This is a genomic window from Vibrio sinus (genome assembly GCF_023634645.1).
In the GTDB taxonomy this organism is placed as follows: Bacteria; Pseudomonadota; Gammaproteobacteria; order Enterobacterales; family Vibrionaceae; genus Vibrio; species Vibrio sinus.
In genome coordinates, this window is the sequence record NZ_JAMKMR010000009.1 from 79,090 (window position 1) to 91,482 (window position 12,393).

Here is a 12,393-nt window from a genome sequence, read left to right on the forward strand (position 1 = left end):
TTTCATTATTGATTCTTTTATATACCCAAGTGACTAATAATGTGGTGATCGCATTAAAGACTATTTAGAAAACACCAGCTGTTCGATGAAATTAAAGTATAAAACTCAACCAAAACTCATTGCTTCCATGCAATTAGTCGTGTTAAAACTCGCGATATGGTTTTTCATATTGTGAGGATAGTGAAATGTCATTTGAAAGTGCCTTAACCTTCTTTGTCGTCATGGTGATTTTTAGTATTACTCCGGGGCCTGGCGTGTTTGCCATGCTGGCACGAGCGCTGGTATCCGGTGCGAGGAACTGCTTTACCTTAGCGATTGGTATGGTGTGCTCCGACCTCATTTATCTCATCTTGGCATGCTTAGGTTTGGCGACGATGGCAGAACATTTTACTGAGGTGTTTACGGTCATTCGATATATCGGAGCTGTGTATCTTATCTATCTAGGCTATAAGATGTTCAAAACACTACCCGATATTAAAAATGAAGCACAAAGTGAAGGTATCCAAGTAAAAGGAAAATCTCACACTGCTAGTTTTTTGCAGGGCTTTCTAATTTCTGCATCTAACCCGAAAGTCATTCTCTTTTATATCGCTTTTTTGCCGACATTCATCGATCTAACAACATTGCATGCGAAAGATATCGTCCTGGTATCAGTGTTAGCTGCGATGGCATTGATACTCGGCCTGATGTTCGTGGCCTATTGCGCAGGTAGGGCCGCAAAATTGCTTAAATCTCCATCCGCACATCGCAAACTCAATAAGAGTGCTGGCGGTATTATGGTGTTAGCTGGTGCTTATCTAGCATTAAACAAATAACCCATTGACACTAAGTTCAGTTAACCGATTAGGTTAACTGAACTTTCCCTATACAACATGAAAAAATAGTGCTACATTTCGGCCTCAAATCACAGGGGCCAGCCACTGGCCAAAAAAGAAGTCATGGGTATGCATTTATTTAACAATTCATTGTCGAATAAAAGACTTTCCTGTCTAGGAGAGAAGCTCTCCATTGCCATTAAAATTTCACAAAACAAACGTACTATTCAAACCGCACCGAGTATAGATACCCGAATTGAGTGCTATTACCATAACGTACAACCTCTAAACCCTCCGAGTTGATCCGCTCTTTCTCGAATGGTGAGTGGAATGCGCTTTATACTGCAACGTCTTGAAGTAACACTCATATTTGACTGAAAGGGCAATACTAATTTACACGAATTACTTGTTATATCATAAAATATCAGTCACTTAGGCATGCGTACATCTACCCGCTTGAATGAGCTGTGTTGAAAGAAAAGCAGTAGTTTAACCTTATCCACCGCATTGACGACAGGCATCCCGGAGCTTTCAGCCATGCGTACATTGTATAGCCAACCATCAACCAGATTGCTACCAAGTCAATGGGACTTGTTCGCATTGTTATTAATATTTAGTTCACTCATCGCATTATGTTGGGCAGGTGCAAACCTTGCAGGCCCTTTTAACATCGGCGATCAAATTAAGATATCACTTAGTCCTTGGGCATTACCTGGCTATGCGTTAGAAACCGTATTACGCATGTTTATTGCACTTGCGCTCTCTTTCGTCTTTAGCTTTATTGTTGGCGTCATTGCCGCCAAAAGTGAGCGTGCTGGTAAAATTATCATCCCAATTATTGATATTCTGCAATCCGTGCCAATTCTTGGCTACCTGTCTATTTTGATCATCTTTTTCGTCTCCCTTTTTCCAGGATCATTATTAGGCCCTCAATTTGCAGCCATCTTTGCCGTATTCACCTCTCAAGTGTGGAATATGACACTGAGCTTCTATCAGTCACTGCGCACGGTGCCAAAAGAACTGCGCGAAGCCGCTGATATGTACCAACTTTCTGGATGGCAAAAGTTCTGGAAGATGGAAGTGCCCTTTGCCATGCCGGGCCTGTTATGGAACGCAATGATGTCCATGTCTGGGGGTTGGTTCTTTGTGGTGGCATCCGAAGCCATCTCGGTGGGTAATAAAGAAGTGATGCTGCCTGGCATTGGCTCTTATATCCAACAAGCGATCAACACCAGCGATGTACCCGCTATGGCTTATGCTATCTTAGCCATGCTGGCTGTCATTCTTATGTATGATCAGCTTTTATTTCGCCCTCTCGTCACTTGGTCAGAAAAATTTGTCGTTTCCGATCTTCCATCTGAAGGATCTAACTCTTGGTTTTTAAGCCTGCTTAAACGGGCGCACTGGATGCAAGCGTTCTCCAACGTGTGCGTTAATCAAGCCAATGCGTTCGTCAATATCCGTTACTTTAAACAAAAGGAATACAAGAAAAGTAGCCACCGAATGGCCAAGGTCGAATATGGCAAATTGAACAAAAGTTTATGGTATGGCGCGCTATTCGTGATGGGAGCAGTGTTCGTCTACTTTACCTGGAGCTTTATCTACAAAAGCAATGGTATTGGTTTAAACGAGACATTACACGTTTTACTGCTCGGTTTGTACACTGCCCTACGAGTCTTCTCACTCATTCTGTTGTGCTCTTTTATCTGGCTACCAGTTGGTATATGGATAGGCCTTCGCCCTCGCCTCGCACAAAAAATTCAGCCTGTAGCGCAGATTTTGGCGGCGTTCCCTGCAAACCTATTCTTTCCAATATTTATCATTTTTATCATTCACTTTAATCTGAATGTACAGATTTGGTCAGCCCCACTGATGGTGTTAGGCACTCAATGGTATATCCTGTTTAACGTAATTGCTGGCGCATCTGCGATTCCGCAAGAGCTGAAATTTGCTGCGCAAAACTTGCAAGTCAGCGGTTGGAGTAAATGGTTTAAATATCTGATTCCGGCCGTCTTCCCATTTTATGTCACAGGTGCTATTGCCGCAGCAGGTGGTTCATGGAACGCCAGTATCGTCGCTGAAGTCATGGTATGGGGTAATACCAAACTTGTCGCAACCGGATTAGGCTCTTACATCGCCGAAAACACCAGCGCAGGCAACTTGCCAAAAATCGCCTTGGGGGTATTGGTTATGTGTGTTTGGGTCACCTTGTTTAACCGCCTGTTCTGGCGCAGATTATACCGCTACGCAGAAACGCGTTTCCGTTACTAAACCTAGCTCTCACTAATTGTAAGGAATTAACGATGTCAAAAAGCAACATCATTGTTGATGTCAAACAAATCTCAAAGGCATTCAAAAAGCCAGACAAGCAAGAGCTACTGGTACTAGAAAACGTAAACTTCACCATGAAAGAAGGTGAAATTGTTGCCCTGCTTGGAAAATCTGGCTCGGGGAAATCAACCTTACTGCGAATCATTGCTGGCCTTACTGCACCTAGTGGCGGTGAGGTGTTGTATCGCGACCAGCCTGTTCGTAGCCCAGTTCGTGATATCTCTATGGTATTCCAAAGCTTTGCTCTGATGCCTTGGTTAACGGTTCTGCAAAACGTGGAACTTGGATTGGAAGCACGCGATATATCCCGTGCCGAACGCCGTAGGCTTGCACTTGAAGCGGTAGATATGATTGGCTTGGACGGGTTTGAAAATGCCTACCCAAGAGAGCTATCAGGCGGCATGAGGCAGCGTGTGGGTTTTGCCCGTGCGTTAGTCCTAAAACCAGACTTGCTACTTATGGATGAGCCATTCTCAGCATTAGATGTCCTCACCTCTGAAAACCTGCGCGATGATTTGCTGGAGCTGTGGGAAAAGAACAGTGCAATGAAAGGCATCTTGTATGTCACGCACAACATCGAGGAAGCGGTACTTACCGCCGATCGCATCATCATATTTGGTAGCAACCCGGGCTTTATTCGTGGAGAGCTGTCTGTGAATTTGCCTCATCCGCGTAATAGTCAAGATCCTGCTGTCACTGAGCTGATTGACGAAGTTTATCGAATGATGACCACCGCAGAAACCAACGAGCTTCGTGAGCGAATGAACCGCCGCAAAGCATTGACCATTGCCTATCGCCTACCTGATGCAGACATTGAAGAGTTAACAGGCCTACTTGCAGAAGCACTTGAAATTCAAGAGCAAGGCACTGCGCTCGACTTACCGGAGCTGGCTGATCATATTCGCTTGGATGTCGACGATCTCTTCCCAATTCTGGAGATCTTGTCAGTACTTGGTCTCGCTAAAGTCTCGGACGGTGACATCACCATGACAAGCTTAGGTAAACAGTTCGTTGAGGCCGAAATTACCGACCGGAAAGTCACCTTCTCACGCCTATTGGTGAAGAATATCCCTCTAGCACGTCATGTGATTCGTATCCTTAAAGAGCGACCAAATCACAGCGTACATGAAGCCAGATTTTTAACCGAGCTGGAAGATCACTTCAGTGATGATGAAGCCAAACGTGTCTTTGAAACCTTTATCGAGTGGGCACGTTATGCAGAAATCGTCGAATACGATGCCACATCGGGAATCTTGACACTCGACGAAACCAATTTTTAGCATTATTGATGCCCAGATTGGTTGGGCATCAACCTCTACATCGAGATCCACTTCATGGCTAAACGCTCACCGAATGTTGAAATTTTGTCTTACGGCATCTATTCCACGTGGGATTCTAAATCGAAAGAGTTACCCAAGATCCAGGAGTTTACTCTTACCGTCCCCGCCAATGAAGACATCGAATTTGGCTTTGTCGTCAATATCAAGAAAGCCAAGGGGCAGCGAATCTATTACTGCATCAATCACCCCGGTGTTGTCGGTAAAAAAGGCCAAGTGCTCTCACCTTTTGATGGCGAAGAGCACATCAATAGTAACAATTGGGATTTCTATTTGGGCGATACCATTCAACTGCTTCACCCCGATGGTTTGGAAAGCAACTTCGGTGAATGGCATATGAGCATTCAGCTCAATGGTAAGGTTATCGCAGAGAAGAAATTTAATGTTGTTGCGAGAGATGAAGGGCAATTTTGGAAAAAGAGAGGTTATTGAGAACTTATTTCCCTCGATAACCACTCACAGGCACGTCTTGCTGTTGCAGTTTAACTTGCTCCAGCTTTTTCATTTGGCTATCCACGGGATGAGGTTCATCTTCTTCAATGTAACGCACGACTTTTTTCTTGCGTACATAACTGCTTACGTCAAGTTCTGCGGTATCTTCGTAACCTTTTCTGACTAATTGTTGTTGAGGAAGCCTAGGTTGGGTTCGCTTAAGGATATTGGGATCATCTTTATCTAATGCGTAAACGGTACGGCCTTTTCCGGTGTTTATTTCTAGCTCAGTACCATTAAAATCAAAGTGAGTGGTGATTAGGTGAGAATTCTTATAGACACCGACTTCGTTAATTTTAATGACTTCAGTGTCGTATGAGGGGGTACCGACTTCAATCCACAAGCCATATACGTGCTTGTGATCAATTTTATTTCGGTGCATGATTTTGTGAGCCAAGCTCACAGTGATGATAAACAGCACGACTAGCAAGAGCGCTAAGGTGATTTTCAGCATGGTCACTGAAGCTACACCAGCACTTCTTTTCGCTGATTGATGAGTCGTACTGCTATAAAACATTATATTAATATTTCTAAATGTAATTAGGGTAAAACATTAACACGAGCTATCATTCATGTTAACAGTATAAGTGACTGTATTTTTTAGTTTACCCAGATTTTGTACTCAAGCGACTAAAAATGACCCGCTAGCATAGCTATTGGGCCTGTACTTAATGAAATTCCGTATCTTACTGATTTATTGATGGTTTTATGTTTTTTGACAAAACAACCAGTGACTCTTTACACCAATGCTTGAGACTCTCTATGGGTGTATGACACTTTTGCTTGAACGGGCGCGGTCAAAAATGCTTCAGAGGTGAAATGCTTTATACCATCACCAATAAACATGTACCCTTGTCTATCCAGCTCTGTCATTCTCTCACGCCACTTGACCGGAAACTCTCTGGCTTTACAGCCTATGTTTGCCCATGCGTCAATAATGTAGGCATTCGCATCCCAGTTGGAGAAGTTATTCTCGTAATCTCCTGAGTTACCTGTTGGCTCTTGCCCAATGACCAAATAAATGTGATCAATCGCGTCAAACTTAACCAGATCCCATACGGGAAGTTGTACCTTCGTATGCTGCCTGGTTTTAATGTCTTTAATGGTTCCCATACTCCAATACGGATGGGTGCATAGCTTATACGCTGAAGCACAGCTTAACTCAAAGCAGTTGCCGATCCTTTGGGTAAGGACGTATTTACCGTATTCCAATATATTTGATTTATCCGCATCTCCATCGTTAAGGTCATATTTTTGCTGAGCAACGCTGTAACGCATATTGGTGTCAATTTTTACGTTTCTCTGGATGGTAATTTGATCATTTTTGAGCTTGATTTCCATATCTTTCGGCGTCATTTCAACACCTTGCTTTGAATTACCTGGGTTGTATTTTCTGACGATGTTAGAGGAGATGTTCATTTTTAATCTTTCGCCTAATTGCACACCCATACTTCGCCTAACATCAGCAAGAATTCTATACACCATTTTCTGACTTATCATGATCACCTCTTCATTTGTAGTTTATTGATATAATTAACTTTAACTATCAGAGATTGCATATTGATCATGGTAGTCAAACACAGAAAATTTGTTTAAACCCTAGGTCACAATACTAGGTTTATAGCCGAGTTAGCAATGACGCCCACATGTGGGTAGATATGACTTCATAATATCGTCTATCACCCCCTCTGAGTTTAATATCACAATAGCTTGGTTAATCTTGGCAAGTAGTTCGTAAGCCCTTGGGGAAGATTTAGCGATAAATACATGGAACCCGGTTTCGGGCGATTCAGTGATTGGTGTGTATGCCACACCTTCTGGAATGAAATTCTGCCCAATGGCTTGAAATCCGTATGGTATTGCCGCCGATTCAAGCAACAAGTCGCACCGACCGACTTCGACTTTTCTTAACGCATTGTCGACGGTTGTTGCTCCGGTATCAATTTGATTAGGATCCAATATCTTATAACGTTCGTAGTTGTACCCTTGTACACCACACAGTTTATAATTTTTTAACTGCTCAAACGTTTTGATTGTAAAGCCATCGGGAAAACGCTTTTTTGAATACCAAACCCCTGGACGATTGAAGTAAATTGGCGCGGTTAAAAAGTATTTTTCGGCTCTATCACTGTTGAAAGTGCCATTAATAAACATTTCAAAACGTTTGCTGGTTGAGAACTTATCGACCTCCAAAAGGCAGCGCTTCCAAGGACGCATTTCGACATGAAATTTAAATCCGGTTAGCACGGAAATTTCATCTAGCAGATCGATCATCGCTCCTGTTAACTTGTTTTTGTTTACTTTACCGTTTACACGCTCCCAATACGTGTATGGTGGCCACTCGGACATATCGTCACAAACATTGATTATTGAAGGCGAAACTGGCTCTACAGCATGGTCGGCATTCACAAAGCTTGAAAAAGTGAGCATTAAAAATACGGATACGATGAGCCAAGCCTTGCTGAAAACAAGATATCGGGCAGTGTTATTCATTTGCAATCCATTGTTTTATTGAATGTCTAAAAGCAGTGTAAAACTATATAAGTTCTGCTAAGTGATTAAATCCTTTCTCAACCACTTGATAGGAGAACTGAGACCTTTTGTCTCTTTAGTATGATGGGATAGCCGCTCTACCACAATAAAATGTGATATGGCATAAGGATTTTCAGGTCGGTGTACTTAATAAAGCGCAGGCCTATTCTAGGCCTGCGTATCAAGTTACCAAAAAAGGATTAGCTCTGCGTATCAGCAGCTTTATACACGGTGCCACTTGGTATTTGTGTATTCTTAATACTCAGTACACTTCCAGCGGTATTCGCTATCGACGACCCAAACTGACTAGTGTTGCCATCAAAGAACGATTCTTCTACCGTCAGTGTGCTCTTGTTGAAGTTGTGAATAGCACCGCCGTAATAGTCAGCGTGGTTCTTAACGAACGCGGTACCCGTAATAACAGGATACGTGCCTCCGTATTGAGACGCCTGATCATCAACCCAAATCGCACCGCCATTGCCACTGGTTACGTTGCCAGTAAACAGCGAATCTTTCACCTTAACGTTAGAGCCATAGTTAATGAGCAGTGCTCCGGCTCTATCAGTGCTGGAGTTGTCCTTAAAGGTTGAATTGTCGATCTCAATACTTGACCCAAATCGAGCAGCAACTGCACCACCAAACTCCGCTTTATTGTTTTCAAAAATCACATTATTTAAATCACTGCGACTATTTTGGAAAAAGAAAGCGGCGCCACCTTCACGAGCGTAATTGTCTTTAAAGGTCGTGTTTTTTACCAGCAGTGACTGATCGTAACCCCATGAAAGTAATCCGCCTCCATAGCCTTGACGCGCTGGCCCATCTGCATAGCCATCTTGAATGGTCACACCATCAATTAATGCACCTTTACCGCCAATGACAACGTGATAGCTGTTGTCCTTATTGGACTTTGTATTGCCAATGTTTCCGCTTAGTATTGAATGGTAATCTCGCCAGTTTCGCTGATTCCACTGAGTCTCATCGCCTTTAAATCCGCCGTAGACTGCCACGCCCGATGGAATGACGAATGACTTAGCACGATCTGTTTTTGCTGGATAGTATGTCCCTTCAGCGAGCCAAATTTGCCCACCGTCTTTCGACGCAGCATCTATCCCGGCCTGCAAAGTATGAAAAGCAGTATTCCACGTTTTACCATCTTGAGTGGTATTAGTAGCCTTGCCATTGACGTAAATGACATTGGACGACACATTCACCTGAGTGATCACTGGATTATCAATGCCAAAAGTATGTGTTTCATCGGCTTTGTGTGGCCCTTGTGGCACCGGGATATGTTGTACAAATCTTTTAATTGAGTCAATTTGCCCTTTGGCGATGGCATCGGCTGGCAATTTTTGCAGAGTTTTACTTAACTCAACTAACGGCGCAAACTCCTTTTGTTTTTGCACACTCATTGTATCGCCATAGTGCCAGTTACCGATTTCTGAACCCCAGTTTTTGATAGTATCATCACCCCAGTTCATCCAGTTTCCAGAACCATTGGTTGCGGAGTGGTTATTCGTCAATTTTGAATCAATTAAGTAGGTAATATTTTGCGTATTTTTATCACCAGCATTATAAGATCCTTGGTAGATTCCCGCCCCAAGATCGGAGACTTGGTTGTTTTCTATCGATACGTTGACCAACACGGGCCTAGATGACCCATCCACACCAAACGCCCCTGCCCGCATGGCTTGGTTTTTGCTGAATTGGCTATTAATGATAACTGGTGAGCTACCAAAATCGTTATACATCGCTCCACCTTTATCAGACGTGGAGTTGGAAATAAATTGGCTATTAATAAAGATAGGATCGGTCCACAAATCATTAGAGACCGCACCACCTCGAAGCTTAGCGAAATTATGACTAAAGGTGGTGTTAATAAACACAGGGCTAGGATTACTATCAGATGGTTGCGGGTTTGTACTGGTCATGTTGTAGACCGCTCCGCCTTTCATTGCGTAGTTGTTTTCAAAGATGGTATTTCTTACCACAGGCGCTACTTGATAGTTCAGTAACCCCGCTCCTACGCCATTGGATGGCCCAGAAAGGATAGCGTTAGGGGATGTATGATTTATCGGGCCTTTTCCTGGAGCTGGTTGGTTGGCTTTTGGTGGCGGCATCATGGGTAAACCGCCAACAGCGTAGCCGTCTTCGATAACAAAGCCATCTAAGACGGCATTGTTAGCACCAATCACAACATGATAGCTGTTGTCCTGCTGATTATTCTTGTCGCCAATATTGCCGCTTAATATGGTTTTATTCTTTTGCCAATTGCGTTGAGTAACTAAGGTTTCGGTACCAGCAAAGCCACCTAGCAGCTCTACGCCTTTAACCATTTTGAAACTGTCATTACGATCGGTGCCATTAGTTGGGTAATACGTCCCTTCAGATACCCAAATTTGGTCGCCCGCTTTTGCATTAGCTAATGCATTTTGCAAATTGACATAGGCATCATTCCAGCTACTCCCATTATGCGTACCAGAAGTAGCATGCTGGTCGACATATATCACTTTACCGCTTGTCGATGAATTATGGTTGAGTAAGTCAGTCTGACACCCTGCAAGTGCTAACGCGACAACCGTCGCACCTAGTCCTAGCTTGAAACTTTTCATATCAACTCCTAGTTGAGCTCCTAAAATCTGCCGCTCAAGAGTTAATGGCGACAGATGTGATACGTTGGAATACTAGGCCAGAGCTTATAACTAATTCATTGAACTAAAAATCGTTTTTACACTGATTTACCGAACAATGACACCGCTCGGCTGAATTGACAAAGCCTGTACAGAACTGCGGTGAGCACGGCGTGATATCGAAGTGATTATTTCGAAAACCTGACAACAAAGGTATTCTTTTCCTCGTTACGAGGCATTAGTGACACGGTAGCTTTGTGTAGATTTGCAATATCTCGGGTAATTGACATTCCAAGCCCTGCGCCGTCGCCTTTTTCTGAATTTGCTCGATAGAAATTATCAAACAACTTTTCTCTTGCTTCGTCACTGATATCTTCACCATTGTCGAACACGTGAACTTCAATCCATTTCACCGATTCAACAACATGGACACCAATGTGGCTATTCTGTCCAGAGTATCGAATGGCATTATCAATTAAATTGCTAAATAAGATACTAAGCAATGTCTCGTCTCCATCCACCACATTTTTGTCGCCTTCAAATTCAATTTCCTGATTGTTACGTAATGCGAGTGGAGCAAGATCTGCCACTATTCGACGAATAGTCGCAGAAATGTCGACTTGCTGCTTGTCAATCTCGGTCAGGCTTTCAACTTTTGCTAAGGTCAATAATTGGTGCAGTAAACGATCTGTGCGATCGATGCCTTTAAGAATATTATTGAGGTCGCTTGCTAACTCATCTTGGCTTTGGCTGTTGATGGCATTTTCGGCGTTCAGACGAAGTATCGTCAATGGGGTTTTCAACTCATGCGCCGCCATGCGGGTAAATCGTTTTTCTCTTTGCCATGCTAAATCAAGTTGACTGAGCAATTCATTTAGCGCTTCCACCAAAGGAGACAACTCTACCGTTTGGTTAGCAACATAGATGTGATCGAGTTTGTTTGCGCTGCGCTGGGCAATCGCAAGCTTCAGCTCCTTTACTGGCTTAAAGTTTTTGTTGATGAGCAGAATAATTAAAATCACCAAGCAAGGAATGATCAAAAGCTGTGGAATCGCGTTGGACATGGTCATCTCATCCACCATTTCCTGGCGGATGCTTTGCTTTTCTGCCACGATAACGTACTCTGGGTATTTACTAGAAGCCGCTCCTTTATCTGGCATGGGAAGTTGAAAGTAGCGCCACTTAACGCCATTTTTCACGACGTTTCCATAACCTGAGTATTTTTTATCATGGTCAAACGCACCCACTGATGGGTTCGAGCTCCATAGTAATTTACCATCATGATAAAACTGAAACAGCATGCTTTCTTCATAGGGATGGCCGTAAGAAGTAGGCGTATCGTCATCACCTGGTGATACTTTTTTAAGATCTCTCATCCAAGATTCAAAGACTTTTTGATGCTTGGCAAAGGTTTTATCACTCGGCTCAAACGCAATGCTAATTAACAGTAACTTGGCAGACTGGCCCAGCCTGGCATCGTAGACTTCTTCTACCTCATGTTTGGCAGAGTATATATTTAACAAAAGTGACGTCGCGATCAATACAAATGAAAATGCGATGACAGAAAGCGTTAAACGACGCTTTATTGAAAATGGTTTGTTATTTTTCAATGATATATCCTACACCACGAATATTTTTAACAACCTTGTTGGGTAGTTTCTTGCGCAAATTGTGGATATGCACTTCAATCGCGTTGTCACTGCTGCCCATATCCCAACCATGCAAAGATTGTTGCAGTTGGTCTTTACTGATGACTCTGCCAGCATTGGTGATTAGGTGAGCAAGTATTTTGAATTCATTACGCGTGAGCTTGAGTGGCTGATTTTGATATGTGACGCTTTGTTCAGAGAGGCACAGTGATAGCTCTCCAACTTGTATCAATTCGTTGGCGCTACCAGATTGGCGACGTATCAATACTCGAAGTCGAGCTAATAGTTCCTCGAGGGCAAAGGGTTTACCAATGTACTCATCGGCTCCCAAATCCAGCCCTTTGACTCTGTCATTGATATCATCACGAGCGGTCAAAATCATAATGGGCAGATCATAACCTGCTTGCCGAACTTTTTTGAGCACCTGCAATCCGTCAATATCCGGCAAGGTCAAATCCAGGATGATGGCGGTGAACTGCTCGGCTTTCATCGCACTTATTACACCACCACCTTTCTCAACCCAATCTACGGTATATCCATGACGAGTCAGTGACTCCATCATGGATTGCCCTAGTAACACATCATCTTCAACAAGCAATAGTCGCATAGT

10 protein-coding genes are annotated in these 12,393 nt (G+C 43.2%); 4 read left to right on the forward strand and 6 right to left on the reverse strand.

Annotation, left to right across the window (positions count from 1 at the left end):
* Positions 1-185 precede the first annotated feature (185 nt).
* The 4 genes from M9194_RS11130 to M9194_RS11145 all read left to right on the forward strand — a co-directional run bounded on the left by M9194_RS11130 (position 186) and on the right by M9194_RS11145 (position 4,915).
* Positions 186-815 (forward strand): LysE family translocator, encoded by a 630-nt coding sequence (locus M9194_RS11130; protein WP_250612714.1) that lies wholly within the window; start codon positions 186-188, stop codon positions 813-815.
* Positions 816-1,352: 537 nt separating this feature from the next.
* Positions 1,353-3,086, forward strand: coding sequence for an ABC transporter permease (locus M9194_RS11135; protein ID WP_250612715.1), 1,734 nt, complete (start codon positions 1,353-1,355; stop codon positions 3,084-3,086).
* 32 nt (positions 3,087-3,118) lie between these two features.
* Entirely contained in the window at positions 3,119-4,426 is a 1,308-nt protein-coding gene (locus M9194_RS11140) for an ABC transporter ATP-binding protein (RefSeq protein WP_250612716.1), read from the forward strand.
* A gap of 54 nt (positions 4,427-4,480) precedes the next feature.
* Positions 4,481-4,915 (forward strand): DUF3859 domain-containing protein, encoded by a 435-nt coding sequence (locus M9194_RS11145; protein WP_250612717.1) that lies wholly within the window; start codon positions 4,481-4,483, stop codon positions 4,913-4,915.
* A gap of 4 nt (positions 4,916-4,919) precedes the next feature.
* On the opposite strand, the gene M9194_RS11150 is transcribed toward M9194_RS11145, so the two are convergent.
* The 6 genes from M9194_RS11150 to M9194_RS11175 form a co-directional block, all read right to left on the reverse strand.
* Positions 4,920-5,492: a DUF2850 domain-containing protein gene (locus tag M9194_RS11150; protein WP_250612718.1), complete on the reverse strand. Its 573-nt coding sequence runs from the start codon at positions 5,490-5,492 to the stop codon at positions 4,920-4,922.
* A gap of 221 nt (positions 5,493-5,713) precedes the next feature.
* Entirely contained in the window at positions 5,714-6,475 is a 762-nt protein-coding gene (locus tag M9194_RS11155; protein WP_250612719.1) for a hypothetical protein, read from the reverse strand.
* A gap of 129 nt (positions 6,476-6,604) precedes the next feature.
* A complete protein-coding gene (locus M9194_RS11160) occupies positions 6,605-7,468 on the reverse strand; it encodes a substrate-binding periplasmic protein (protein WP_250612720.1) in 864 nt (287 codons plus the stop codon).
* Between the two features lie 239 nt (positions 7,469-7,707).
* Positions 7,708-10,116 (reverse strand): hypothetical protein, encoded by a 2,409-nt coding sequence (locus M9194_RS11165; RefSeq protein WP_250612721.1) that lies wholly within the window; start codon positions 10,114-10,116, stop codon positions 7,708-7,710.
* Positions 10,117-10,322: 206 nt separating this feature from the next.
* Positions 10,323-11,744, reverse strand: a complete 1,422-nt coding sequence (locus M9194_RS11170; RefSeq protein ID WP_250612722.1) for an ATP-binding protein — start codon at positions 11,742-11,744, stop codon at positions 10,323-10,325.
* The gene (locus M9194_RS11175; protein WP_250612723.1) at positions 11,734-12,390 is read right to left on the reverse strand and encodes a response regulator; all 657 of its coding nucleotides are present in this window, start codon (positions 12,388-12,390) and stop codon (positions 11,734-11,736) included. The genes M9194_RS11170 and M9194_RS11175 overlap by 11 nt, the downstream gene beginning before the upstream one ends.
* Positions 12,391-12,393 lie beyond the last annotated feature (3 nt).